We start from the raw sequence: 26313 nt of genomic DNA on the forward strand, positions 1-26313 counted from the left end.
GTGGGAGCGGACCCTGTCCGCGATTCCTACGGAGCGAACACACCCGGGTAGTACAATCGACGGCTTGTCCGCCAACGCCAAAGCCGTCGAACGATGCCCGTAGCGCTTCCCCGCCCGCCGCTTCCCGCCAACGCCAAGACCCGCCGCTACTGGGCCGCGCCCCATGGCTCCTCCTGGGCCCTCGAGGTCGCCGAGGCGGCCCGCGCCCACGACGGCCTGCTGGTGGTGGTGACGCGCGACACGCGCAGCGCCGACAACCTCGAAAGCGAACTGGGCGTCTTCGCCGGCGATCTGCCGGTGCTGCACTTCCCCGACTGGGAAACCCTGCCCTACGATGTCTTCAGCCCGCATCCCGAGGTCGTTTCCCAGCGCATCGCCACCCTTTACCGCCTGCCCGGCGTCAAGCGTGGCGTGCTGGTGGTGCCGGTGGCCACCCTGATGCAGCGCATCTCGCCGCGCAGTCACATCACCGGCTCCGGGCTCGTGATGCGCAAGGGCCAGAAGCTCGACATCGTGGCCGAGCAGCGCCGCCTGGAGGCGGCCGGCTATCGCTTCGTGCCGCAGGTGACCGAGCCCGGCGATTTCGCCGTGCGCGGCGCGCTCATCGACATCTACGCCATGGGCGCGAGCGAACCCTATCGCGTCGAGCTGTTCGACGACGAGATCGAATCCATCCGCACGTTCGATCCCGAAACCCAGCGCTCGCAGCACCAGGTGGAAGGGGTGGAACTGCTTCCCGCGCGCGAGTTTCCGGTCACCGACGAAGCGGCCAAGTCGTTCCGCAACGCGCTGCGCGACCGCTTTCCCATCGACGTGCGCCGCTGCCCGCTCTACCAGGACATGAAAGAAGGCGTGACGCCGGGCGGCATCGAATATTACCTGCCGCTGTTCTTCGCGAAGACCGAAACCCTGTTCGAATACCTCGCCGGCGACACGCTGTTCGTGCTGGGCGAAGGCGCGCTGGAATCGGCGGCCGCCTTCTGGCAGCAGGTGGCGGACCGCTACGACCAGCGCGCCCACGACATCGAGCGCCCCGTGCTGCCACCTGCCGAGATCTACCTTGCGCCGGAACAGCTTCGCGAGCAGCTCAACAAGCAGGTGCGCATCGACGTGGTCGGCAAGGCCCACGAGCACGCCGTGGACCTCGGCACGCAACCGGCCCCCGAGCTGCCGCTCAACCGCAAGGGCGAGGAACCCGGCACGGCGCTTCGCCACTTCCTCGCGCATTACCCCGGCCGCGTGCTGGTAGCCGCCGATTCGGCGGGCCGTCGCGAGGCGTTGATCGAGCAATTGGGCGGCGCCGGCCTGAAGCCCGCCGGTATCGAGGGCTGGAAGACCTTTCTCGCCACCGACGAGCGCTTCGCCATCACCGTGGCCTCGTTGGAACAGGGCTTTGCGCTGAACGAACCCGCGCTCACGGTGCTGACCGAGCGCGAGCTGTTCGGCGAACGCGTGCGCACCGACCGGCGCAAGCGCGCGGGCGCGGCTCGCGACCCCGAGAGCATCATCAAGGATCTCACCGAACTGTCCATCGGCTCGCCCATCGTCCACATCGACCACGGCGTGGGGCGTTACCAGGGCCTGCTCACGCTCGACGTGGGCGACATGCCGGGCGAGTTCCTCACCATCGAATACGCCAAGGGCGACAAGCTCTACGTACCGGTGGCCCAGCTGGGCCTGGTCAGCCGCTACACCGGCACGGCCCCCGAACTGGCGCCGCTGCATTCCCTCGGCGGCGACGCCTGGGAACGCGCGCGCAAGAAGGCCGCCGAGAAGGTGCGCGACGTGGCCGCCGAACTGCTCGCGATCTACGCGCAGCGCGAGGCGAAACAGGGCGAGTCGCTGCCGGTGGACCGGCAGATGATCGAGGAATTCGCCGCCACGTTCCCCTTCGAGGAAACCATCGACCAGCAGCGTGCCATCGACGCCGTCATCACCGACCTCGCCGCGCCACGCGCGATGGATCGCGTGGTCTGCGGCGACGTGGGCTTCGGCAAGACCGAGGTGGCGCTGCGCGCCGCGTTCGCCGCCGCCACCGCCGGCAAGCAGGTGGCCGTGCTCGTGCCCACCACCCTGCTCGCCCAGCAGCACTACCGCAACTTCGCCGACCGCTTCGCCGACTGGCCGGTGCGCGTGGAAGTGCTCTCGCGCTTCAAGTCGAAGAAGGAAGTGGACAACGCCCTGGAACGCCTCGCCGATGGCCAGGTCGACGTGATGGTAGGCACGCACAAGCTGCTCCAGTCCGACATCCGCTTCAAGAACCTCGGCCTGGTCATCGTCGACGAAGAACAGCGTTTCGGCGTACGCCAGAAAGAGCAACTGAAGAAACTCCGCGCCGAGGTCGATCTCCTCACGCTTACCGCGACGCCGATCCCGCGCACGCTCAACATGGCCATGAGCGGCCTGCGCGATCTTTCGATCATCGCCACGCCGCCCGCCCATCGCACGGCGGTACGCACGCTGATTTCCACCTACCAGCCCACGCTCATCCGCGAAGCCATCCAGCGCGAACTGGCGCGTGGCGGCCAGGTGTACTTCCTGCACAACGAGGTGGAGTCGATCGAGCGCACCGCCCGCGAGCTGGGCGAGCTGGTGCCCGAGGCGCGCATTCGCGTGGCCCACGGCCAGATGCCCGAGCGCGAGCTGGAACAGGTCATGGCCGACTTCCATCGCCAACGCTTCAACGTGCTGGTGTCCACCACCATCATCGAGTCGGGCATCGACATTCCCACGGCCAACACGATCATCGTGAACCGCGCCGACCGCTTCGGCCTGGCCCAGTTGCACCAGCTTCGTGGCCGCGTGGGGCGTTCACACCATCGCGCCTACGCCTATCTGATCGTGCCCGACCGCAAGGCCATGACCGCGGACGCCGAGAAGCGTCTGGAAGCCCTGGCGTCGCTGGAAGAACTGGGTGCGGGTTTCACCCTCGCCACGCACGATCTCGAGATCCGCGGCGCGGGCGAGATGCTGGGCGAGGAGCAATCCGGTCAGATCCAGGAAATCGGCTTCGGCCTCTACACCGAGCTGCTCGATCGCGCCGTCCGTGCGCTGAAGTCGGGCAAGGTGCCCGATTTCGACCTCACGTCGGAGCACGAGACCGAGGTGGAGCTGCACCTGCCCGCGCTCATTCCGGAGGATTACCTGCCCGACGTGCACACGCGCCTGACGCTGTACAAGCGCATCGCCAGCGCGCGCGACGACGATGGACTCCGCGAGTTGCAGGTCGAGATGATCGACCGCTTCGGTCTGCTCCCCGACCAGACCAAGTGCCTGTTCGCGGTGGCCCAGCTGAAGCTGATGGCCACGCCGCTGGGTATCCGCAAGCTCGATTTTGGCCCCAGCGGCGGCCGCGTCACCTTCAGGGACAAGCCGGACATCGATCCGATGGCCCTCATCAAGCTCATCCAGCAGCAGCCGCGGGTGTTCAAGATGGACGGACAGGACAAGCTGCGCGTCATCATGGAATTGCCGGGGAGCGCGGAGCGGATTCGGGCGGCTCAGGAGACGCTCGTGTCGCTGGGAGCGCGTCGTCCCTCCTGACCTTCGCCGATACGATCGGCTCCCACCCCTTCGGTAGCAACCTTTCTACCGAAGGGGTGGGAGCCGATCGTATCGGCGAAAAGCGTGCCTCAGGCGACGGGGGTGGCGCGTACCAGGTACTGCACGCTGAAGCGCTTATCTTCGTCCATCCACACCTTCTCGACCGAGAGCCCCGCTTTCTCCGCCATCTGCGCGAAGTCGTCGAGCGAATACTTGCAGCTGTATTCCACCTGCATCGCTTCGTCTTCGCGGAACGCATAGGTATCGTTGCCCAGGCGCACGTCCTGGCGCTTCGTGCTCACCAGGGCGGTTTCGATGCGCCCGGCCAAGGCGTTGTAACGCGCGCGATGGCGGAAGGCGGCGATGTCGAAATCGGTGCCGATCTCGCGGTTGAGGCGAACCAGCATGTTGAGGGTGAAATCACGCGTAACGCCCGCCGCGTCGTTGTACGCGGCCTCGATCTCGGCGGGATCCTTCTTCAGGTCGACCCCGATCAGGATGCCCCCGCCGGCGCTCATTTCGGCGCGCATCTGGCGAAGGATCTTCAGCGCATCCTTGCTCTCGAAATTGCCGATGGTGGAACCGGGAAAATAGATCACCGTGCGGCGGGGCGAGCGCAAGGGCACCGGCAGGCGCAACGGCTGGGTGAAGTCCGCGCAGACCGGCTGCATGGGCACGTCGGGAAATTCGGCGGCCAAGGCCGCCACGCTTTCCATCAAGGCACTGCGCGAAATCTCCACCGGCACGTAGGCGGCCGGCGACTCCAGGTGTTCGAGCAGCATCCGCGTCTTGATGCCGCTGCCGCTGCCGTATTCCACCAGGCGCACCTCGGGACCCAGCGTCGCGGCGATATCCTCCGCGTGCTCGCGCATGATGGCGATCTCGGTGCGCGTGAGGTAGTACTCCGGCTGCTCGCAGATGGCCTCGAACAGGGCCGAGCCGCGCTCGTCGTAGAACAGGCGCGAAGGCAGTTTCTTCGGCTTGGCCGAAAGGCCGCGCCGCACCGTCTGCACCGTGTCTTCGATATCCGGATGCCGGTCGTCCACGCGGATGTCTTGGGGTTGAGCACTCATCGGTCGTTTCCCAGTCGAATCCCCGAAAACTGCCAGCGGGCGTGGGGAGGAAAAAAGTTGCGATACGTGGCACGCACATGGTCGGCGGGCGTGGCGCATGAACCGCCACGAAGCACCCATTGGCCGTTCATGAACTTGCCGTTGTATTCGCCAAGCGAACCGGCCAGCGGCCGAAAGCCCGGATAGCTGATGTATGGGCTCATCGTCCATTCCCAAACGTCGCCGTACATCTGTCCGAGCGGCGTCTCGAACGACGACGCACGGGGTTGGAGCATGCCCGTGTCCTGAAGGTTCCCCTGAACGGGAATATCCTCGGCCAGCGTTTCCCACTCCGTCTCCGTGGGCAGGCGCGCACCGGCCCAGCGCGCGAACGCGTCGGCTTCGAAATAGCTGATGTGGCAGACGGGCGCATGCGGGTCGATCTCGCGCCGCCCTTGCAGCGTGAACTCGGTCTCGAGCGCGTCATCCCAGTACAACGGGCGCTTCCAGCCTTCGGCCTGTACCGTGGCCCAGCCGTCGGACAACCACAGGCCGGGCTGTTCGTAGCCACCGTCGTGCACGAAAGCACGGTATTCGGCATTAGTCACCGGCCGGTTGGCGAGCGAGCCCGCCTGGCGATACGTGCGATGGCGCGGTCCTTCGTTGTCGAAATGGAAACCCTCGCCTTCATAGCCGACCTGGACCACCGCTTCGTCGAACGGCACGAACCGCAACGACGGCGCGACGACCGACAGGCCGCGCGGCGCATCGGCGTACGCGGGCTCCAGCGGATTCTGCGCGAAGGCATGCTTGATATCGGTCAGGAGCAGTTCCTGGTGCTGCTGCTCGTGCTGCACGCCGAGTTCGACGAGCATCGGAAGCTCGGCGTCGTCGCCACGCGCGATCCGCTCCGCCACGGCATCCTCGACGCGACGGCGGTAATCGACGAGCTCGTCCAGCGAGGGACGCGTGAGCATGCCCCTATGCGGTCGGGCATGCATCGGACCCACGGACTGGTAATACGAATTGAACAGGTAATGCCATTCCGGATTCGGCGTGGCGTACGCCGGATCCCGGCCGAGCACGAAGTGTTCGAAGAACCACGTGGTATGGGCCAGGTGCCACTTCGTCGGGCTGGCGTCGGGCATCGACTGCACCACGGTGTCCTCCGGCCGGAGGTTCGCCGCGAGGGCTGCCGTACGTTGGCGTACGGAAAGAAAGCGAGAGGCGAGATCCTCGCCCGCGGGCGGGATGGGAGCGATGCCGAGGGGGCGAAGGCTCATTGCGCAGTTCCACGTCGACGAGGGGACGCCGACCATCGTGAAACGATGCCCGAGCAAACGTTCAACCCGCGTGAGCGGGTATCCCGCCTACCTTAACGCATGGTGCACCCAGGGCAACGGCCATCTCGTTTTTCGGGACCAACGGGCTTAACGTCTAGCTTCCACACGGAGGGTTTCACCATGAACGTCCGCTACCTGCTCCTCGCCACCTGCCTGGGCTTTACCGGAGCCCTCCAGGCCCAGGACGCGCCCCAGGCGCGCCATGAACTGCCATTCGCCGATTGCATGCGGACCGATCGCATCAGCAACTACGCGGAGGTCGACGACCGGACGGTCATCGTGGCCAATGGGCCCAATTTCTACCGGATCACCACCGACGTGGCCTGCCCGCGCAAGTCTCTCGGCGGCGGCATCCATTTCAAGGGCTCGGCCAGCGTCAAGGCCATCGGGGCCATGCGGATCTGCGGCGGCATCGACGAGCAGATCGTGCGTCGCGACGATCCGCCGTGCCAGATCCAGACCGTGGAGAAGATCGACAAGAAGACCTACCAGAGCCTGGAGAAGAACGCCAAGAAGAAGGGCTCGGGTGCCGAGCCGAATGGCATGGTCAGGTGAGGCGCGTGGGAGCCGAGGTCATCGGCTCCCACGACAAAAAAAAAGCCCGGGCGATGCCCGGGCTTTTTGTGCTTTCGCACCGGCCGATCAATAACCATCGTCGCGCACGTAACGGGTGGAATACCCGTCGTCGTACGTGGTGGTCGTGGTGGTCACGCGGCGGGTGACGACCGGACCGTCGTCGTACACGACCGTAGCCGGGCGGCTGTAGTAGACCGGGCGGTCGACGACGACCGTGCGCGGCTGCGTGGCGTTGTAAACCAGGGCGCCGACCGTACCGGCGACGATGGCGCCGGCGATCCAGCGGCCCGAGTGGTCGTAGTGGCCGCGGCCGTAGTAACCGCCGTGGTAACCGTAGCCGTAGCCGCCATGGTAGTAGCCGCCGCGTCCCCAGCCGTGCGCGAACGTGGCGGGCGTGAACGCCATAAGACCCACGGCAGCAAGGGCGATGGCGGACTTGACGAACTTACCTTTCATGACAGTGACCTCCGGGTGTTGGGCGCAGATTCGCGCTACGGCACTGAATCGGAACTGAAGTTTTCTGCACGAGCCTTTCACGTTCTCCACGGGTTCACGAACGGCTTCCGAAGCAGCCAGCAGCCGTGGATATCGTGGCGGCGGGCGAAGTCGAACGGGATGCTCTGGGCGCTCCAGTCTTCGATGGAAAGATGGGGCTCGAGGGCCGCCCGATCAAGCTGGAAACGGCGGAAATTGTTGGAGAACACGATCACGCCGTCGGGCAGCAACCGCTCGGCGCACAGGAGCAGCAGCTTCACGTGGTCGCGCTGCACGTCGAAGTCGTCGGCCTTCTTGGAATTGGAGAAGGTCGGCGGGTCGACGTAGATCAGGCCGTACTGCATCGAGCGCTTTTCCAGGAACGCCAAGGCGTCGTCCTGTACCAGGCGATGGCGGTCGCCGGTGAAGCCGTTCAACGCGAGGTTTCGCGACGCCCAGTCGAGGTAGGTTCCCGAGAGATCGACGCTGGTGGTATCCCGCGCGCCGCCGGCCGCGGCGTAGACGCTGGCCGTACCCGTATAGGCGAAGAGATTGAGGAAGTGCTTTCCGGCCGACAGCTCGCGGATCTTCGCCCGAACCAGGCGATGGTCGAGGAACAGGCCGGTGTCGAGGTAATCGGTGGGGTTCACGAGGAAGGCCAGGCCGCCCTCGCTCACTTCCACGAACTCGCCGCGCTGGTCGAACTGGCCGTACTTGGAGCCGCCCTTGCCGCGCTCGCGGGTCTTCACCGCGATGCGCTCGCGGGGGGTGCCGAACACCTCGCCCGCCACGCGGACGATCTCGCGCATGCGGATGCGCGCCACGTCGACCGGCACGTCCTGCGGGGCCTTGTACTCCTGGATATGCAGCCAGTCTTCGTAGACGTCGATGGCCGCGGCGTATTCGGGGAGATCCTGGTCGTAGGCGCGCCAGCAGGTGATGCCCTCGCGGGACAGGCGCTTGCGCAGGTGGCGGACGTTCTTCTCGAGACGGTTCTTCAGCATCTCCGCGCCCACCGAGAGCGGCCTGGCCTCGCGGGGCGCTTCGTCGCGGGCCCGCAGGCTGAAGGTCAACAGCGGGGTCTCCAGGGCGCCGTTGAACAGCGCATAGCGCTTGTCGGGAGAAAGGCGCAGGGCACGGCCCAGCTCCTCGTCGCCGGCGAGCACCGCGGCGCGCCAGCCCGGGAAACGCTCCTTGAGCGCCTTGCCGAGGTCCTGGTAGAGGCGCGGCAGTTCGGCACGATCGCCCAGGCGCTCGCCGTAGGGCGGATTGGTGATGACCAGGCCGAGCGGCGTTTCCGGCGGCGGCTCGACGTGCACGGCGTCGCGACGGTCCAGGTGGACGAAGCCGGCCACGTTGGCCGCCTGCGCGTTGCGCTTGGCGGTCTGCACCATGTTCGCATCCGAATCGCTGCCGAAGAACACCGGGCGCAGGTTGCGCATGCCCTCGTCGGCGCGGGCCTTCGCTTCGTCCCACAGGCCGCGCCAGAGCGCGTAGTCGTGCTTGAGCCAGCCGAGGAAGCCGTAGTAGCCGCGACGCAGGCCCGGTGCCACGTCGGCGGCCATGAGCGCGCCCTCGATCAGCAGGGTGCCCGAGCCGCACATCGGATCGACCAGGGCACCGCCTTCGGCGTAGATGCGCGGCCATTGGGCGCGAACGAGCATGGCCGAGGCCAGGTTTTCCTTCAGCGGCGCCTCGCCCTGGCGCTCGCGCCAGCCGCGACGATGCAGGGGCGAGCCGGAGAGGTCCACCGACAGCGTGGCGCGATCGCGGCGCAGGCGTACGTTCACCCGAAGGTCGGGCTCCTCGGGATCCACGTCGGGGCGCGCGCCGCTGGCGGCGCGGAACTGGTCGACGATGGCGTCCTTGGTCTTCAGGGCGATGAACTGGCTATGGGTGAGCTTGCTCTGGGCCGTGTTGGCGTCCACGGCCAGGGTGCCGTGGGCGGCGAGGTGTTCGGCCCAGTCCACCGATTGCACGCCCTCGTAGAGGGCCTCCGGCGTGTCGGCCTCGAACTCGGCCAGGGGCAGCAACACGCGGCTGGCCATGCGCGACCACAGGCAGGCGCGGTAGGCGGTTTCCAGCGAGCCTTCGAAGGACACGCCGGCCAGCACCTCCTTCACGTGATCGGCGCCGATGGCGGCCAGTTCGTCCTTGAGCAGGTATTCCAGGCCCTTGGGGCAGGTGGCGAAGAACTTCATGCGAGGCCATCCAGGAAACGGCGGAATGACGTCTCGATATCGCCGAGGGTGGCGCCCAGGCGATGGTCGTCGTTCACCAGCAGGGCGGGCATGCCCTGCCCGCGGGCGAAGCCGATAGCCTCGTCGACGGGGCAGACGTCGTCGGCATAGCCGTGCACGAGGAACGACGGCACGCCCGGCCGTACCGCGATGTCGCGCGGATAGCCCGGGATGCGGGTCGGCAAGGCCAGCAGGAACAGCCCGGCCACCGGCGCGTCCAGCGACGCGAGGCCCGAGACGAACGCGCCCATGCTCGATCCGACCAGCACGGGCGGCACGGGCGACGCGGCGATGGCCTCACCGAGGACGGCCAGGCGCGGATCGATCGAGCCGGCATACCCGTGGAGGTCGTGTTCGCGGTAATCCGGGCGGACCGTGGACCAGCCGAGGGACTCGGCCACGGCGGCCAGCGCGCTGACCTTGGTGGCGTCGGGACCGGAATCGGAACCGTGGGAAAGGATGATGTGGCCGCGCATGGCGGTCTCCGTACGCGGAATGACCGGCTATGTTATCAAAGCGCCATGATCGACATCCTGTACGCCCCCCTCCCCTACGAAGCCCGCCTGCCCGAACGCGCCGCCACCGACGTCGACCTCGTGGTGATCCACTGCACCGAGTTGCCCGACCTGGCCATGGCTCGCGACTACGGCGAGCGCGTGCTCTACGAAGACCGGGGCACCGGCGCCAGCGGCCATTACTACGTCGACCGCGACGGCACCGTGCTCTGCTACGTCGATCCGCTGCGCACCGCGAACCACACCCGTGGCTACAACCCGCGCTCGATCGGCATCGAGCTGGTCAACCTCGGCCGCTATCCCGACTGGTTCCGCTCGGACAACCAGGTAATGACCGAACCCTACACCGAAGCGCAACTCGACGCCCTGCGCGACCTGCTGGTCCACCTCGTCGAGCGCTTCCCGTCGCTGCGGCACGTCGCCGGCCACGAAGACCTCGACCTGGCCACCGTCCCCGCCAGCGATGCGCCGGATCGCGAAGTGCCGCGCAAGCGCGACCCCGGTCCGATGTTTCCCTGGGAGCGCGTGTTCGCCGCCCTGCCCCTCGAGCGGCTGGCCGCGGCGCCCCCGCTATAATCGACCGACCGTCTCCATCGCGCGCCACCCCAGGATCCCCATGTCGGACAACCACGTCGGCGAACTCGTCGAACTGCTGCAGCTCGAGCGCCTCGAAGACAACCTCTTCCGCGGCCAGAGCCGCGACATCGGCACCCGCTTCGTCTTCGGCGGCCAGGTGCTGGGCCAGGCCCTCTCGGCCGCCCAGCGCACGGTCGATCCCAAGCGCGAAGCGCACTCGCTGCATGCGTATTTCCTGCGCGCCGGCGACATCGACGCACCCATCGTCTACAGCGTGGAGCGCACGCGCGACGGCGGCTCGTTCTCCTCGCGGCGCGTGGTCGCCATCCAGCACGGCCAGCCCATCCTCAACGGTTCCATCTCGTTCCAGGAGCCGGAAACCGGCTATGAACACCAGATGTCCATGCCCGAGGTACCGGCGCCGGAAGACGTCGAGCCGATGCCGGCGCTCAACGCCGAGCAACTGGGCAGGCTGCCCGAGAAGACCCAGCGCTGGCTGGGCATCGACGGGCCGTTCGAGTTCCGCCACGTATGGCCGCGCGACGAACTGCGCCCGGCCAAGCGGCCGCCGTACCAGCACATCTGGTTTCGCCTCACCGGGCCGGTCGACGACACGCTGTCGCTCCACCAGGCGTTGCTCGCCTACGCATCGGACTTCCACCTGATCGGCACGGCCACGCTGCCGCACGGCATCTCGTACCTCACCCGCAACATGCAGATGGCCAGCCTCGACCACGCGCTCTGGTTCCATCGCCCGTTCCGCATCGACGAATGGCTGCTCTATTCGTTCGACAGCCCCACGTCGCAGGGCGGACGCGGCCTCGCGCGCGGCATGATCTACTCGCGCGACGGCCGGCTGGTCGCTTCCACCGCGCAGGAAGGCCTCATCCGCGTGCGGCCCGACTGAGCCCCATGAACGTCGAGCTGCGGCACCTGCGTTACTTCATCGCCGTGGCCGACGAGCTCCATTTCAGCCGTGCCGCCGAGCGGCTGGGCATCTCCCAGCCACCGCTCAGCCAGCAGATCCGCGATCTCGAAGCGATGCTCGGCGTGCGCCTCCTGCGCCGTACCAACCGCCGCGTGGAACTCACCGACGCCGGTGCGGCGTACCTGGCCGCCGCGCGCGACATCCTCGGCCGTGTCGACGATGCCGCCGAGCTCGCGCTGCGCGCCAGTCGCGGGGAAATCGGCGAACTGCAAGTCGCCTTCACCCGGTCGACGCCGTTGATCGAACATTTTTCCCGGGCCATCCATGCGTTTCGCGAGACGTATCCCGCCGTGCGGCTTGCGCTGGTGGAACGCAACACGCTGCAGCAGATCGAGGCCCTGCTCGACGGTCGCCAGCAGGTGGGACTGCTCCGCGCCACCACCCTGCCCGCGCCGCTGGTATCGCACAAGATCGTCGACGATCCCCTCGTGGCCGTGATGCGCGCCGATCATCCGCTGGCGAAGCGCCGTGCCCGTGGGATACGCATGAGGGAACTCGCCGACGAGCGCTTCGTCACGTTCAACCGCGCCGCGGGCACCGGCATCCTGGACCAGTTCCTTGCGATGTGCCGCAACGCGGGCTTCACTCCCCGCATCGCGCAGGAGGCCGGCGAGGCATCGACGATGGTCGGGCTGGTGGCCGCCGGATTCGGTGTGGCGGTGTTGCCGCGGGCGCTGCGCCACGTGCGGATCGACGGCGTGGTCTACCTCGCCATCGATTCACCCGACGCGGCCAGCGAATTGCACCTCGCCCATCGGCGCGACGACGCGTCGGCGCTGGTGAAAGTGTTCACGACGACCATGCTCGCTACCTAGCATTCGCAAATCGTGACGACGCGAACGGCATTTTTGTACGTTTCCGGCGCGACTTTGAAAATGCCATCCCGTACACAGTTTCCCCACACGGGGGCGGTGCTAATCTCGGAAATGCCAGGCTTGTCTGGCGCCCATCCCCGAGGACCCTTCATGCGTACGTGGAAGAAACCCGCCTACACCGATCTGCGTCTCGGCTTCGAAGTGACGATGTACGTCTCCAACCGCTGATCGTGCTTCACCGCCCCGGTTCGCCGGGGCGTGTCCCTTTTCCCCCGACATCGGATTCCCGTGCATATCCAGGTCCTGGGTTCGGCCGCCGGAGGCGGATTTCCGCAGTGGAACTGCAACTGCGCCAACTGCGCCGGTTTCCGCGCCGGCACGCTCCGCGCCACCGCGCGAACGCAGTCATCCATCGCCATCTCCGATGACGGCGTGCATTGGGTGTTGTGCAACGCCTCGCCGGACATCCGCGCGCAATTGGCCTCGTTCGCGCCGATGCAGCAGAACCGCGCGCTGCGCGATACCGGCATCGCGGCCATCGTGCTGCTGGACAGCCAGATCGACCACACCACGGGACTGCTGAGCCTGCGCGAGGGCTGTCCGCACGAAGTGTGGTGCACCGACATGGTCCACGAGGACCTCAGCACCGGTTTTCCGTTGTTCCGCATGCTCACCCACTGGAACGGCGGCCTCGTACACCGGCGCATCGTTCCAGGCGAACCGTTCGTCATCGGCGCCTGCCCGAAATTGCGGTTCGCGCCGTTCGCACTGCGCAGCGCCGCACCGCCGTATTCACCGCATCGCGGCAACCCCCATCCGGGCGACAACATCGGCCTGGTGGTCGAAGACCTCGAAACCGGTGGTCGATTGTTCTACGCCCCCGGCCTGGGGGAGGTCGACGACGAACTGCTCGCCGTGATGGCCCAGGCCAACTGCCTGCTCGTCGACGGCACGCTCTGGCACGACGACGAAATGCGCCGCCGCGGCGTCGGCACGCGCACCGGCCGGGAGATGGGCCATCTCGCGCAGTACGGACCCGGCGGCATGCTCGAGGTGCTCGCTCGCCTGTCGAACGTGCCGCGACGTGTCCTTATCCACATCAACAACACCAATCCCATCCTCGACGACGATTCGCCCGAGCGCGCGGAGCTTACGCGCCGCGGCATCGACGTCGCCTGGGACGGCATGGGCATACGACTCTAGGACGCCACGTGACCACCGCGCTCAGCCGCAGCGAATTCGAACACGCCCTTCGCGACAAGGGCCGCTATTACCACATCCACCATCCCTACCACGTGGCGATGTACGAAGGCCGGGCCACGCGCGAGCAGATCCAGGGCTGGGTGGCCAATCGCTTCTACTATCAGGTGAACATCCCCCTGAAGGACGCGGCCATCCTCGCCAACTGCCCCGATCGCGACGTGCGCCGCGAATGGATCCAGCGCATCCTCGACCACGACGGCGCACCCGGCGAAGGCGGCGGCATCGAAGCGTGGCTCAAGCTCGCCGAGGCCGTGGGGCTCGACCGCGAACAGGTGCTCTCGCAGGAACTCGTGCTGCCCGGCGTGCGTTTCGCCGTGGATGCCTACGTGAACTTCGCCCGGCGCGCGAGCTGGCAGGAAGCCGCGAGCAGTTCCCTCACCGAGCTGTTCGCCCCGGAGATCCATCGCGCGCGGCTGAGCAGCTGGCCGCGGCACTATCCCTGGATCGACCAGGACGGCTACGACTATTTCCGCACCCGGCTCGGCCAGGCGCGTCGCGACGTCGAACACGGCCTGAGCATCACGCTCGAGCACTACACCACGTGGGATGCGCAGCAACGCATGCTCGAGATACTGCAGTTCAAGCTCGACATCCTCTGGAGCATGCTCGACGCCATGAGCATGGCCTACGAGTTGCAACGCCCGCCGTACCATACGGTCACGAACGAACGCGCCTGGCACCGGGGTATCGCCCCGTGAGCCGCGGACGCATTCCGCAATGGCGTCCCGGCTATCGGTTCCAGTGGGAACCGGCGCAGGACGCCTTCGTTCTCCTCTACCCCGAGGGGATGGTCCGGCTCAACGAGAGCGCGGGCATGATCGGTGAACTCATCGACGGCAAGCGGAGCGTCGAAGCGATCGTCGTCGCGCTTGCCGCCGAATTCACCGACGCCGACAGCGAGGAAATCGGTGCCGACGTCGACGGCTTCATGCAGGTGGCCCATGAAAAGCACTGGCTCCGATTCGACTGACCCCAACCGTCCCGGCATGCCTTTCTGGCTCCTCGCCGAGTTGACCTATCGCTGCCCGCTGCAGTGCCCGTACTGCTCCAATCCCCTGGATTTCGCCGCGCAAGGCCAGGAACTCACCACCGACGAATGGTTTCGGGTGCTGCGCGAGGCGCGCGCGATGGGCGCGGCCCAGCTGGGTTTCTCCGGCGGCGAGCCGCTGGTTCGCCAGGATCTTCCCGAACTGATCGGCGAAGCCCGGCGGCTCGGTTTCTACACCAACCTCATCACCTCCGGCATCGGCCTTACCGAAGAGAAGATCGCCCTGTTCCGCGAGCGCGGGCTCGACCACATCCAGATCAGTTTCCAGGCCAGCGACGAGGACATGAACAACCTCATCGCCGGTTCGCCCAAAGCCTTCGCGCAGAAGCTCGCCATGGCGCGCATGGTGAAGGCCCACGGCTACCCGATGGTGCTCAACTTCGTCACGCACCGGCACAACATCGATCGCATCGACCGCATCATCGAACTGTGCCTCGCGCTGGAAGCCGATTACGTGGAACTGGCCACCTGCCAGTTCTACGGCTGGGCGCAACTCAACCGCCTCGGCCTGCTCCCCACGCGCGCGCAGCTGGAACACGCCGAACGCGTCACCAACGCGTATCGCGAGCGGCTGGCAAGGGAAAACCATCCCTGCCAACTGATCTTCGTCACGCCCGATTACTACGAAGAACGGCCCAAGCCCTGCATGAGCGGCTGGGGCAGCATCTTCCTCACCGTCACGCCCGACGGCACGGCGCTGCCCTGCCACGGCGCGCGCCAGCTGCCCATCGCCTTTCCCAACGTGCGCGAGCATGGGCTGGAACACATCTGGTACCGATCGCCCGGCTTCAATCACTTTCGCGGCGACGGCTGGATGCCCGAGCCCTGTCGCTCCTGCGACGAGAAAGGCAAGGATTTCGGCGGCTGCCGCTGCCAGGCCTTCATGCTCACCGGCGATGCCGCCGCCACCGATCCGGTCTGCGCCAAGTCGCCCAGGCACGACCTCATCCTCGCCGCATGCGACGAAGCCGACACCGCGGCGAAGCGCATCGATGAACTGACCTATCGCAACGCGCCCAATTCGCGGCTCATCGCGCGGGTGACGCCCTCATGAGGGCGAAGCTCGATGCCGCCCGCGCCGTCGCCGCCAGCGCGGACTTCACCGAACTCGCCGCCGCGGCCGGCATGCTCGCCTATGGCCGCTTCGACCCCGCCGACGGTGCGACGCGCCTATGGCTGTATCGCGACGGACGAGCCACCTGCCTCACGCCGGACGGCTACAGCGTGCGCAGTCGTGTCAATGAATACGGTGGGGGCACGTTCTGCCTTGCGGAGAATGCGGCGTTCTTCGTCAACGAAAGCGACCAGGCCATCTATCGCCAGGAGCTCGATGGCGGCGCGCCCGTGCGCTTCGGCGGCATCGACGGTGGCCGCTATGGCGACCTCGTGCCCGATGCCGTGCACGGACGCCTGCTGGCCGTGGAGGAACATCACGCCGACGGCGCTTTTCCGGTCCACCGCCTCGTCGCCTTCGACATGTCGGGCGCACGCCGGGTGATGGCCGAAGGCGACGATTTCTACGCCTCGCCGTGCGTGTCGCGCGATGGCGGCACGATGGCATGGATCGCATGGAGTCGGCCGCACCAGCCATGGACCCGTACCCGGCTGATGCGCCAGATCGACGGACAGCCGCCGCGGATCGTCGCGCACGGCGACGAGGCCGTGCAACAACCGGGCTTCGATGCGCGCGGTCGACTCCTCGCCCTCACCGACCGCGACGGCTGTTGGCGACCATGGCGCTTCGCCGATCGCGTCGAGCCGCTGCCTGCGCCGACGGCCGATCATGCCGGTGCGCCATGGCAGATGGGCACGCATACATGGGTCGGGCTCGACGACGGGCGACTGCTCGTCACCTGGTTCGACCAGGGTTTCGGCCGGCTGTCGCTACTCGACGGCGATACGCGAACGGATCTCGCACCGTCGTACACCCGCTTCCGCGCCCTCGCCGCCGACGGCGGAACGCTGTACGCGATCGCCGCATCGCCCACGCGACCGTCGACGGTGCTCGCCATCGATGCCGCGACGGGCACGGTGACGGTCGTGGCGGGCGGCGAATCGCCCCTCCCGGACGAATGCGTCACGGTGCCACGCGCCATCTCGTGGCCCGTGGGCGAGGCGACGGCACGGGGCTTCCTCTACCTGCCCAAGGGCATCGAGCGACCGCCGCTGGTGGTCTTCGTCCACGGCGGTCCCACCTCGGCCACGCATCCGGTCTTCGACGCCCGCATCCAGTTCTGGGCCGGCCAGGGCTTCGCCGTGGCCGACGTGAACTACCGCGGCAGTACCGGCTACGGACGCGCGTATCGCGATGCCTTGCACGAAGCCTGGGGCGTGGTCGACGTGGACGACGCCTGCGCGGTGGTGCCATGGCTGGCCGCGCAAGGTCTCGTCGATCCCGCGCGCGCCTTCATTCGCGGCAGCAGCGCGGGTGGGTATACCGTGCTTTGCGCGCTGGCGTTTCGCGACGTTTTCCGCGGCGGCGGCAGCCTCTACGGGGTGAGCGATCCGCTGGCGCTGGGCAGGGCCACGCACAAGTTCGAGGCCGATTACCTCGACTGGCTCATCGGCGACCCCGTGGCCGACGAGGCACGCTATCGCGAGCGCACACCGCTGCTGCACGCCGACGGCATCGACGTGCCGGTGATCTTCTTCCAGGGCCTGCGCGATGCCGTGGTGGTGCCCGAACAGACCGAATCGATGGTGGCGGCCCTCCGCGCACGAGGCGTGCCGTGCGAATACCATGCCTACCCCGACGAGCGGCACGGCTTCCGCCAGGCGGCCAACCTCGCCCATGCGCTGGAGCACGAGCACGCGTTCTATGCGCGTTTGGCGTCCGCGGATTAACCCGCCAAGCGACGCAACTTCAACGCGACGGCCAGGCCGCCGAGCACCAGCAGCGTGACGTAGCCCGCCACGCCCGCCCAACCGGCGTGCGTCCACGCGAGCCCACCGAGCGAACCGGCGATGCTCGAACCCATGTAGTACGAGAACAGATAGAACGACGACGCGTGCGCCCTGGCGACGGCGGCGCGCTTGCCCACCCAGCTGCTCGCGATCGAGTGCCCGCCGAAGAAACCGAAGGTCAGCATCGCGATGCCGCCGACGATCGCCCACAGCGCGTGCAACGTGGTGAGTCCCACGCCCGCCAGCATGATGACGAGCGTGATCCAGAGCACGTGGCGCCGCCCCAGCCGCCCCGCGATCGACCCCATCCACGCGGAACTGCCGACGCCGATGAGGTACACCATGAAGATGGCGCCCACATGCGACTGCGAGAGCGAGAACGGCGGCGCCAGCAGTCGATACGAGGCGTAGTTGTACACCGTGACGAAGGCCCCCATGAGCAGGAAGCCCTCGGCGAACAGCCACGGCAATCCCGCGTCACGCCAGAGCGAGCCGAAGGCCGAGGCCAACGCGCGGGGATGCGCGCGGCGACGCTCGAAATGCATCGACGGCGGCAGGCCCTTCGCCACGAGCGCGGCGGCGATGAGGCCCAGCATGCCGATCACGCCCACGGCGACACGCCACGACGCGTGGTCGGCGGCGAAACCCGCGATGAGGCGACCGCCCATGCCGCCGATGGCGTTGCCACCGATGTAAAGGCCCATGGCGAAGCCGAGCGAGTCGGCGTGGATTTCCTCGCTCACGTAGGTCATCGCCACCGCCGGCAGGCCGGCGAGCGTCACGCCGAGCAAGGCCCGCAGCACGAGCAGGGTGCTCCAGTCGGTCGCCACGGCCGAGGCCAACACCAACAGCGACGAGCCCAGCAGCGAGGCGAGCATGATGGGCTTGCGGCCCCATGCGTCGGACAACGCGCCGGCGAACAGCATCGCCACGGCCAGTACGCCGGTGGTGAGCGACAGGGAAAGCGAACTTTCCGCCGCGTTCACGCCGAACGAGTGCGACAACGCGGGCATCAGCGGCTGCACGCAGTACAACAGGCCGAAGGTGGCGAAACCGGACGAGAACAGGGCGAGATTGGTGCGCCGGAAGGCGGGCGTGCCGTGCCGTATGCGCCGGTCGGCGGTGATATCGATGGCGTGGGTCATGCGACAAGGCTAGACCCTGAATTGAGTCGAATCGATATCGCGAAACGTCCGGTTCGATATGTCCGGCGAATCATCGCCAGCCCGATTCGCCGATACGATCGGCTCCCACCCCTATGGTCGCCGAACGCTTGCTACCGAAGGGGTGGGAGCCGATCGTATCGGCGAACCCACGAAGCCAGGCACGCCTGGGTGACTTAACGGTCGGCCTCCGCAGACCCACCCCCATCCCATTGGACCGCGGACGCCATTTCCTCGTCCGACAAAGCCAACGCCCCCGCGGCGTCCCCCATCTGGACCGTCACCACCCGCCCGTCCCGCCTCGACAACTCCCGCTCCCCCGCCCCTTCCCGCACCTTCGCCTGCGCGTCGTCCCCGCTGCGCAGCGTCAGCACCGTTTTGCCGTCGGCGACGAACCTCACCCCATGCCCCGATTCCAACGGCACGGCCTGCACCACGCCCGCCCATCGCGGCGGTCCGGTGAAGGTGTAACCGGCGGCGGCATCGTGCCAGGCGAAGCGGCGCATGGGTTGCGCCTCCGGAGCGGGCGAACGGTGCATCCCAGGCGGCGCCTGTTGGGACAGGGGAAGGCCGACGAGCAGCGCGAGAACGAGGGTCTTCATGAGAAACCTCCCTTGACGGTCTCTCCAGCCTACGCCGATCTCGCCACGCGCCGTCAGGCGCCGCGATCGGCGCTTACCGCGGGGTCAGGCACCGATTCGCGGCCACTCGCCCAGGCGAACGCGACGATGCCCGCCACGATCGCCACCGCGCCGCACGCGGCCAACGGGCCCGGAAACGATTCACCGAGAAAGACGACGCCGATCGCCGTGGCGAACAGCAGCTCGGCCGCCTGCATCGCCTCCACCGCGGCCAGCGCGGTCGGCTGCCGCCCCACCCGCTCGGTGGCATGGAAGAACAGCACGGTGGCAATCACGCCCGACGACAGGGCCACCCCGCCGGCCAGCATCACCTCGCGCCACGAAGGTGGCCCCGCCACGATCCACGACACGACCGCCAGCACCCACCAGAAAGGCCAGCTCGACAGCGTCATGCCGAACACGCGCTGCACGGCGCCCAACCGCGTGCCGGTGCGCTCCAGGTGCAGGAGGATCATCCGGTTGCCCAGGGGATACGCGAACGCCGCGAAGACCACGGCGGCCACCGCCAGCCAGGCCGACGCGTCGAGTGCGCCGTGCGCGTGGCCGAACTGAAGCAACAGCACGCCGGCGACGATCAGGGCGCCGATCGCCAATACGCCGCCGTGCCAGCGCGCGCGTTCGTCGCGATAGATGAACGGCGCGAGCAACGGGCCGGCGAGCACGGTGGTCTGGAAGCTTCCCGCCACCAGCCACGACGGACCGCTGCTGGCTGCCCACGTCAACGGCACGCCGAACAGCACGAAACCGACGCCGCTCCACGCGAGCCACGTGCGTGGATGGGTACGCAGTTCGCGCGGCAGTTCGCCCAGGCCGCCCTGGAACGGCAACACGATCGCGAGCAACGGCAAGGTGAGGAGGTAACGCAGGATCACCGCCCACTGCCAATGGCCGCCGCCGCTGACCACGGCGCGGTTGAGCACGTAGGTGAGGGTGAAGAACAGCGCGGAGAGGAGCGCGATGGCGACGGCTTTGGTGGCGTTGGATGGCATGGGCGGACTATGCCAGAGCTCAGACGGGTTCGAGATGCGTGAGCAACAAGCGCACGCTCTCCCTGCCCTGCCAGTCGTTGACCGTCAACTCATACGCCGCGCGAAACCGCTGCGGCGGCGGCGTGCCGTCGTAGCAACCGAACATCACCGCATCGAGCGGTACGCCGCCCTGCGTGTGGCGCAATTGCAGGCGAAGGTGGCGCGTGCCCATCGGTTTCCACGACGCGCACTCGAACACGTTCTCGAACAGCGGCGGCGGGAAACCCTGCCCCCACGGCCCGGCATGGCGAAGCTGCCGCGCGAGGTCGAGCGTGTGGTCGCGGTAGTCGAGCTCACCGTCGGTATGGATGCAGGCCTGCAGGCGCTCGTCGTCGAGGTGCGCGCGGGCCACCATGTCGAACGCGGCGGCGAAACGGGCGAAGTCGCTCGCCCTGAGGCTCAGGCCGGCCGCCATCGCGTGACCGCCGAAGCGCAACACGAGGCCGGGATGCCGCGCATCGATTTCCGCCAGCGCGTCGCGGATATGGAAGCCGGGAATCGACCGTGCCGAACCGCGCAATTCGTCGCTCTCGTCGCCGGCCGGCGCGAACGCCAGCACGGGGCGATGCAGTTTTTCCTTGAGCTTGGACGCCACCAGTCCGACCACGCCGGCATGCCAGCCGGGATCGAACAACGCCACGCCCACCGCGTCCACGTGCGCGGCTTTCGCCACCATGCGCTCGGCTTCGTCGACCATGCCGGCCTGCACTTCGCGACGTTCCTGGTTGATGGCCGACAGCTGCTCCGCGTACCGCCGCGCGATATGGACGTCGTCGGTCAGCAGGCAGGCCACGCCGAGCGACATGTCTTCCAGTCGGCCGGCCGCGTTGAGGCGTGGCCCGATGGCGAAGGCGAGGTCCGTGGCGGCCACGGAAGACACCGAGCGGTTGCTCGCCTCGACCAGGGCCACGATGCCCGCGCAGGCGCGTCCGGCACGCATGCGCTTCAGGCCCGCCTCGACGAGCACGCGATTGTTGAAATCCAGCGGCACCAGGTCGGCGACGGTGCCCAGCGCGACGAGGTCGAGAAGCACGCCCAGATCGGGGGTCTCTTGGGCGAAGCGACCGGCCTCGCGCATCGCCGCGCGCAGGCCGAGCAGGAGGTAGAACATCACGCCCACGCCCGCCAGCGCCTTGCTCGGAAAACCGTCGCCGGACAGGTTGGGATTCACCATGGCATCGGCGTCGGGCAGCACCTCGCCGGGCAGGTGATGGTCGGTCACCAGCACGCGGATGCCGCGCGCGCGGGCCGCCGCCACGCCAGCCACGCTCGCCACGCCGTTGTCGACCGTGACGATGAGATCGGGCGCGGGATCCAGCGATGCGACCAAGGCTTCGCCCAGGCCGTAGCCATGGATGAACCGGTTCGGCACCACGTGGCTCACATGTTTCGCGCCGAGCAACCCCAGGCCTCGAACGGCCACCGCCGTGCCGGTGGCGCCATCGCAGTCGTAGTCGCCGGCGACCACGATGCGCCAGTCCTCGTCGATCGCCCGCATCAGCAACGCCACCGCGCGATCCATGCCGCCGAGCAAGCTGGGCGCCAGCATGTGCGCCAGCTTGTGTTCGGCGCCGTCGGGCGTGCTCACCCCGCGTGCCGCGTAGAGACGCTGGACCACCGGATGCACGTGCCCGGGCCAGCCGCTGGGAGCATCGGCGGCGACGCGGCGGCGCCAGACCTTCACGGTCATGGCTTGCGCCAGAAGCGCAGGCGGTGGCGCTTGCGCAGCACCATGCGGCGGCCGTCGGCGAAAGAGAGGCGCAGCTCGTCGCCGGATTCGAGGCGCCCGCGCAGCCAGGGCCACCAGTCGCGATCGAACGCGGTGGGCTGCACGTCTTGCAGATCCAGCAAGGTGAACGGCACGTCCGCCGCGCCCACCCCGTCGGTGGGCACGCCACGGGCCACCGGGCGGGGCTGCACGTCCACGCCGGCCTTCTGACCCAGCGCCCACACCAGCAGGTCGTCGCTGTAGATGCGGCCTTGCCCGCACTCCACCCATTCGGGCATCGCGCCCGCGCCCCACAACCAGACGCTGTTCACCGGCGGAAGGCCGTCGCGCATGCGTTCGGCGTTCTGCGGCAGGTGGTGCAGCACCACCTGCGCCTCGTTGAGCAGCGCGCGCCAGCGGCGTCCTTCCTCCCCTTGCGGCAGTTGTTCGAAGAGGTCGGCGCCGAGCGCTTCTTCCGGATCGGGAAACGCGGGTACGGGCAGATTCCCCGGCACGCGCAGTTGCCAATGCTGCGGATCGCCGACGAGCAGGCTCATGCCTTGTTCGTCGAAGGTGTCGCGCAAGGCCGACACCATCGCGGTGGCGTCGTCGGCGCTTACGGCGAGGTTGCCGCAACCGAGCAGGCGCGCGCCGTTGAGTTCGGGCTGTACCCAGGCAGGATCGGCGCACACCCAAAGCACGTCGCCCGCATCCCCGGCCACCGCCTGGCGAATCAGTGCCGCGGCAGGCAGCGGGCCGCCAGGCCAGCGGAAGTGTTCGGCCAACGCATGCAGGTAACCTGGCCTGGCGACGGGAAGCTCGGTGCCGCGCGCGATCCACCCGGCGAAGTCCGCGACGACGGCGAGCTTGTCGCGTCCGGGAAGCAGGAGGTTGAGCACGCGCGTCATCGTCAGGCCTCGATCTTCTCGAGGATCTCGAGCCATTCGATCTCGAGGGCTTCCTTCTCGCCGCGCAATGCCGTCTGGCGCTGGCCCAGCCGCATCAGTTCGGCGGTGGAGCCCTCGTACACGGCGGGATCGGCGAGCTTGGTCTCGATGGACGTCAGCTCCTTGTCCATGTCGGCGATGAGCGATTCGATCTTCTTCACCCGCGCGCGCAGCGGCTTTTCCTTTTCGCGCTCTTCGGCGCTGAGCTTGCGCTTTTCTTTCGCCGACGCCTGGATGGGCGCTTCCGGCGCGGCGGAGGCCACGGCGGCGGTCTTGCGCGTGGTGGCACGGCTGCGCAGCCACTTCGCGTAGTCGTCGAGATCGCCGTCGAAGGGCTCGACCTTGCCGTCGGCCACGCGCCAGAACTCGTCGCAGACCATGCCGAGCAGGTGGCGATCGTGCGACACCAGCACCAGCGCGCCGTCGAACGCGGCCAGCGCATCGGCCAGCGCTTCGCGCATGTCGAGGTCGAGATGGTTGGTGGGCTCGTCGAGCAGCAGCAGGTTGGGCTTGTCCCACGCGATCAGCGCGAGCGCCAGGCGGGCGCGCTCGCCGCCGGAGAACGCGTCCACGGGTTCGAAGGCACGATCGCCGGGGAAATTCCAGGTGCCGAGGTAATCGCGCAGCACCTGCGCGCCTGCGTTAGGGGCTTTCTGCTGGAGATGGTCGAAGGGACTGGAGCCCTCGATGAGGCTTTCCACGGTGTGCTGGGCGAAGTAACCGATCTTCGTGTCCTTGTGGAAACCGCGTTCGCCCGTCATCGGCGCAAGGTCGCCCACCAGCGACTTCACCATGGTGGACTTGCCCGCGCCGTTGGGCCCGAGCAGGCCGATGCGGTCGCCGGACTCCAGGCCAAAGGCCACGTCGCGCAGCACCACGTGCGATCCGTAGCCCGCATCGATGTGGTCGAGTTGGAGCATCGAGGTGGGCAGGCGCTCAGGCGCGGGGAAGGAGAAGCTGAAAGAACGTTCGGCGCGCACGGCCTCGGTGCCGGCCATCTTCTCCAGCCGCTTCATGCGCGACTGCGCCTGCTTGGCCTTGCTGGCCTTCGCCTTGAAGCGGTCGATGAAGGACTGCAGGTGCGCGCGCTCGGCCTGCTCGCGCTCATGCGCGATCTGCTGCTGGCGCAGGTGCTCGGCGCGCTGGCGCTCGAACTGCGTGTAGTTGCCCGTGTAGGGCTTCGCCGTACCGTCATGCAGGTGCATCGTGTGCGAGATCACGCCGTCGAGGAATTCGCGGTCGTGCGAAATGATCAGCAGGGTGCCCTGGTAGCGGCGCAGCCATTCCTCCAGCCAGAGCACGGCATCGAGGTCGAGGTGGTTGGTGGGCTCGTCGAGCAGCAGGAGGTCGGACGGTGCCATCAGCGCGCGGGCGAGGTTCAGGCGAACGCGCCAGCCGCCGGAGAACGAGGCCACCGGCTGCTCGTGCGTTTCGGGGCTGAAACCCAGGCCGTGCATCAGGCGGCCGGCGCGCGAGCGCGCGTCGTAGCCGTTGAGTTCCTCGATGCGATGGTGCGCGGCGGCCACGGCTTCGTGGTTTTCCGCGAGGTAGGCGTCCTGTTCGGCCTTGAGCGCGGCGGCCACCTCCACGTCGCCGCCGAGCACGTACTCGATGGCGGGGTCGGGCAAGGCGGGGGTTTCCTGCGCCACCGAGGCCAGGCGCACCTTCGAGGGCATGTCCAGATCGCCCACCTCGGGCTCGAGTTCGCCCTTGAGCGCCGCGAACAGCGTGGACTTGCCGCAGCCGTTGCGGCCGATGACGCCCAGGCTCCAGCCGGTCTGGATGGTGAGGTCCATCTGCGACAGCAGCGTGCGGCTGCCCCGGCGCAGGGCGAGGTTGCGGAACGAGATCATGGCGTGAGGTCAGGCGTGTAGGCGACTGCGCATGATAGCCGCCCGGCCATGCCCCCGTCGCCCGAAACGCGACGCAGCACACAGCCGTGAAGGCCGCCGCGCGGCTCCCGTGGCGTGCCAGGGGGCGATCTGCTACAACGGCGTCCTGCGCCGCATGGGGAGCGCAACGGAGCCGATATGCACACTTTCAAGCCTGTTTTCCTCGCGCTCGCGCTGGCGGCGGCCGCCTCGTCCGTCCACGCCGGCGACGACCTCCTCGTGCATCGCGTGCAACAGGAAAAGGGCATGAACCTGCCCGCCAAGGGCATGACCATGGCCGAGGTGGAGAAGCGCTTCGGCGCACCCACGTCGAAGCTCGACGCCCGCGGCGGCGGCAGCCGCCGGCAGCCGGTGATCAATCGCTGGATGTATCCGGGGTACATCGTCTATTTCGAGCGCAGCCGGGTCATTCACACGGTGCTCAATACGCCGGCCGGGAACAACAAGGATCCCTCGAATCCGAGGTGATCGCTCCGCGATGGGGGTCACCGGGCGCAGGTCACCCGGAAGCCTTACACTAGTGGGCTTCCTCCAAGCCCCCTAGCCGACCATGACCGACACCTCCTACCGCCTGCCCGCCGAATGGGAGCCGCAGGCCGGCGTACTCATCGCCTGGCCGCATGCGGGCACCGACTGGGCCGACCGCCTGGCCGAGGTGGAAACCACCTACGTGGCCCTCGCGGCGGCGGTCACCCGCTTCGAACCGCTGCACGTCATCGTGGCCGACGCCGAGCTGCGCGAGCGCGCCCGGTCGCTGGCCGAACAGGCGGGTGCCGACATGTCGCGCCTGCACTTCATCGAGCTGCCCTACGACGACACCTGGCTGCGCGATTCCGGACCGATCACGCTCACCGGCCCGAACGGCGTGCTGCTCAACGATTACCGCTTCACCGGCTGGGGCGGCAAGTTCGGCGCCGAGCAGGACGACGCGATCATCGCCGGCCTGCTCCAGCGCGGCGTGCTTTCGGGCCTGCCGCACAAGCGCATCGACTGGGCGCTGGAAGGCGGCGGCATCGAGAGCGACGGCAAGGGCACCATCCTCACCACCTGGAAGTGCCTGGTGCAGCGCCATCCCACGCTCACCCGCGAGTCGATGACCGGGACGCTCGCCACCACCCTGCACGCCGACCGCGTGCTGTGGCTGGACAACGGCTACCTTGAAGGCGACGACACCGACGCCCATATCGACACCCTCGCGCGCTTCAGCCCGGACGGCGGCATCGTCTACCAGGCCTGCGACGACGCCAGCGATCCGCACTTCGGCGAACTGGGCCGCATGGCCGCCGAACTCGCCGCATTGCGTACGCCGGAAGGCGAGCCGTACGTGTTGCACCCGTTGCCCTGGGCCCAGCCGATCATCGACGAAGGTCGCCGCCTCGCGGCGTCCTACGCCAACTACCTGATCGTCAACGGCGCGGTGCTGGTGCCCGCGTATGGCGATCGCGTCGACGCCGACGCCGCGCGCGTCATCGGCCTGGCCCATCCGGGCCGCGAGGTGGTGCAGGTGCCGTGCCGTCCGCTGATCTGGCAGAACGGCAGCCTGCATTGCATCACCATGCAGCTTCCGGCCGCGATCGCCCATTGAATTCGAGGAAGA

At 67.9% G+C, this 26313-nt stretch carries 24 protein-coding genes; 13 read left to right on the forward strand and 11 right to left on the reverse strand.

Features of this window, described 5'->3' with window-relative positions; genetic code table 11:
* Positions 1–93: 93 nt before the first annotated feature.
* A complete protein-coding gene (mfd, locus tag L2Y94_RS14675; RefSeq protein WP_247367872.1) occupies positions 94–3543 on the forward strand; it encodes a transcription-repair coupling factor in 3450 nt (1149 codons plus the stop codon).
* Between the two features lie 89 nt (positions 3544–3632).
* Here the strand turns inward: mfd and egtD are convergent, their stop codons facing one another.
* Positions 3633–4616, reverse strand: coding sequence for an L-histidine N(alpha)-methyltransferase (gene egtD / locus L2Y94_RS14680; protein WP_247367875.1), 984 nt, complete (start codon positions 4614–4616; stop codon positions 3633–3635).
* Positions 4613–5878, reverse strand: a complete 1266-nt coding sequence (egtB, locus tag L2Y94_RS14685) for an ergothioneine biosynthesis protein EgtB (RefSeq protein ID WP_247367880.1) — start codon at positions 5876–5878, stop codon at positions 4613–4615. The genes egtD and egtB overlap by 4 nt, the downstream gene beginning before the upstream one ends.
* Before the next feature lie 180 nt (positions 5879–6058).
* Here egtB and L2Y94_RS14690 point away from each other — a divergent pair, with 180 nt between their 5' ends.
* The gene (locus L2Y94_RS14690) at positions 6059–6493 is read left to right on the forward strand and encodes a DUF6491 family protein (RefSeq protein WP_247367881.1); all 435 of its coding nucleotides are present in this window, start codon (positions 6059–6061) and stop codon (positions 6491–6493) included.
* Between the two features lie 87 nt (positions 6494–6580).
* Here the strand turns inward: L2Y94_RS14690 and L2Y94_RS14695 are convergent, their stop codons facing one another.
* The 3 genes from L2Y94_RS14695 to L2Y94_RS14705 all read right to left on the reverse strand — a co-directional run bounded on the left by L2Y94_RS14695 (position 6581) and on the right by L2Y94_RS14705 (position 9704).
* Positions 6581–6970, reverse strand: coding sequence for a hypothetical protein (locus tag L2Y94_RS14695; protein ID WP_247367882.1), 390 nt, complete (start codon positions 6968–6970; stop codon positions 6581–6583).
* Positions 6971–7047: 77 nt separating this feature from the next.
* Positions 7048–9189 carry a bifunctional 23S rRNA (guanine(2069)-N(7))-methyltransferase RlmK/23S rRNA (guanine(2445)-N(2))-methyltransferase RlmL gene (rlmKL, locus tag L2Y94_RS14700; RefSeq protein ID WP_247367883.1) on the reverse strand — a complete coding sequence of 714 codons (2142 nt, stop codon included), beginning with the start codon at positions 9187–9189 and terminating at the stop codon, positions 7048–7050.
* Entirely contained in the window at positions 9186–9704 is a 519-nt protein-coding gene (locus L2Y94_RS14705; protein WP_247367884.1) for an alpha/beta hydrolase, read from the reverse strand. Before L2Y94_RS14705 ends, rlmKL begins: the two co-directional genes overlap by 4 nt.
* A 45-nt stretch (positions 9705–9749) precedes the next feature.
* On the opposite strand from L2Y94_RS14705, the gene L2Y94_RS14710 reads away from it, so the two are divergent.
* The 9 genes from L2Y94_RS14710 (at position 9750) to L2Y94_RS14750 (ending at position 17277) form a co-directional block, all read left to right on the forward strand.
* Positions 9750–10319 carry an N-acetylmuramoyl-L-alanine amidase gene (locus L2Y94_RS14710; protein WP_247367886.1) on the forward strand — a complete coding sequence of 190 codons (570 nt, stop codon included), beginning with the start codon at positions 9750–9752 and terminating at the stop codon, positions 10317–10319.
* A gap of 40 nt (positions 10320–10359) precedes the next feature.
* Entirely contained in the window at positions 10360–11226 is an 867-nt protein-coding gene (gene tesB, locus L2Y94_RS14715) for an acyl-CoA thioesterase II (RefSeq protein ID WP_144910100.1), read from the forward strand.
* A 5-nt stretch (positions 11227–11231) separates the two neighbouring features.
* Positions 11232–12122: a LysR family transcriptional regulator gene (locus tag L2Y94_RS14720; RefSeq protein ID WP_247367888.1), complete on the forward strand. Its 891-nt coding sequence runs from the start codon at positions 11232–11234 to the stop codon at positions 12120–12122.
* A gap of 150 nt (positions 12123–12272) precedes the next feature.
* On the forward strand, positions 12273–12350 hold the full coding sequence (gene pqqA, locus L2Y94_RS14725; protein ID WP_144910575.1) for a pyrroloquinoline quinone precursor peptide PqqA: 78 nt from the start codon (positions 12273–12275) through the stop codon (positions 12348–12350).
* Between the two features lie 60 nt (positions 12351–12410).
* Entirely contained in the window at positions 12411–13325 is a 915-nt protein-coding gene (pqqB, locus tag L2Y94_RS14730) for a pyrroloquinoline quinone biosynthesis protein PqqB (protein ID WP_247367891.1), read from the forward strand.
* A gap of 8 nt (positions 13326–13333) precedes the next feature.
* The gene (gene pqqC, locus L2Y94_RS14735) at positions 13334–14083 is read left to right on the forward strand and encodes a pyrroloquinoline-quinone synthase PqqC (RefSeq protein ID WP_247367892.1); all 750 of its coding nucleotides are present in this window, start codon (positions 13334–13336) and stop codon (positions 14081–14083) included.
* The gene (gene pqqD / locus L2Y94_RS14740) at positions 14080–14355 is read left to right on the forward strand and encodes a pyrroloquinoline quinone biosynthesis peptide chaperone PqqD (RefSeq protein ID WP_247367894.1); all 276 of its coding nucleotides are present in this window, start codon (positions 14080–14082) and stop codon (positions 14353–14355) included. Before pqqC ends, pqqD begins: the two co-directional genes overlap by 4 nt.
* 16 nt (positions 14356–14371) lie before the next feature.
* Entirely contained in the window at positions 14372–15487 is a 1116-nt protein-coding gene (gene pqqE, locus L2Y94_RS14745; protein WP_247367895.1) for a pyrroloquinoline quinone biosynthesis protein PqqE, read from the forward strand.
* Positions 15484–17277, forward strand: a complete 1794-nt coding sequence (locus L2Y94_RS14750; protein ID WP_247367896.1) for an alpha/beta hydrolase family protein — start codon at positions 15484–15486, stop codon at positions 17275–17277. The genes pqqE and L2Y94_RS14750 overlap by 4 nt, the downstream gene beginning before the upstream one ends.
* On the opposite strand, the gene L2Y94_RS14755 is transcribed toward L2Y94_RS14750, so the two are convergent.
* From L2Y94_RS14755 to L2Y94_RS14780, 6 genes are all read right to left on the reverse strand, one after another.
* A complete protein-coding gene (locus L2Y94_RS14755) occupies positions 17274–18482 on the reverse strand; it encodes an MFS transporter (protein ID WP_247367898.1) in 1209 nt (402 codons plus the stop codon). The two genes, L2Y94_RS14750 and L2Y94_RS14755, sit on opposite strands and share 4 nt — an antisense overlap.
* A 194-nt stretch (positions 18483–18676) precedes the next feature.
* Complete coding sequence (locus tag L2Y94_RS14760) at positions 18677–19102, reverse strand: hypothetical protein (protein ID WP_247367899.1); 426 nt, start codon at positions 19100–19102, stop codon at positions 18677–18679.
* 53 nt (positions 19103–19155) lie between these two features.
* Positions 19156–20130, reverse strand: a complete 975-nt coding sequence (locus L2Y94_RS14765) for a multidrug resistance efflux transporter family protein (RefSeq protein WP_247367900.1) — start codon at positions 20128–20130, stop codon at positions 19156–19158.
* A 19-nt stretch (positions 20131–20149) separates the two neighbouring features.
* The gene (gene recJ, locus L2Y94_RS14770; RefSeq protein ID WP_247367901.1) at positions 20150–21859 is read right to left on the reverse strand and encodes a single-stranded-DNA-specific exonuclease RecJ; all 1710 of its coding nucleotides are present in this window, start codon (positions 21857–21859) and stop codon (positions 20150–20152) included.
* A complete protein-coding gene (locus L2Y94_RS14775) occupies positions 21856–22785 on the reverse strand; it encodes a phosphoglycerate mutase (RefSeq protein ID WP_247367904.1) in 930 nt (309 codons plus the stop codon). The genes recJ and L2Y94_RS14775 overlap by 4 nt, the downstream gene beginning before the upstream one ends.
* Before the next feature lie 2 nt (positions 22786–22787).
* On the reverse strand, positions 22788–24677 hold the full coding sequence (locus L2Y94_RS14780) for an ABC-F family ATP-binding cassette domain-containing protein (protein WP_247367906.1): 1890 nt from the start codon (positions 24675–24677) through the stop codon (positions 22788–22790).
* A gap of 177 nt (positions 24678–24854) precedes the next feature.
* On the opposite strand from L2Y94_RS14780, the gene L2Y94_RS14785 reads away from it, so the two are divergent.
* Both L2Y94_RS14785 and L2Y94_RS14790 read left to right on the forward strand, forming a co-directional pair.
* Positions 24855–25184, forward strand: a complete 330-nt coding sequence (locus L2Y94_RS14785; protein ID WP_247367907.1) for a hypothetical protein — start codon at positions 24855–24857, stop codon at positions 25182–25184.
* 82 nt (positions 25185–25266) lie between these two features.
* Positions 25267–26301, forward strand: a complete 1035-nt coding sequence (locus tag L2Y94_RS14790; RefSeq protein WP_247367908.1) for an agmatine deiminase family protein — start codon at positions 25267–25269, stop codon at positions 26299–26301.
* Positions 26302–26313: the final 12 nt, after the last annotated feature.

Source organism: Luteibacter aegosomatis, assembly GCF_023078455.1.
Taxonomy (GTDB): Bacteria; Pseudomonadota; Gammaproteobacteria; order Xanthomonadales; family Rhodanobacteraceae; genus Luteibacter; species Luteibacter aegosomatis.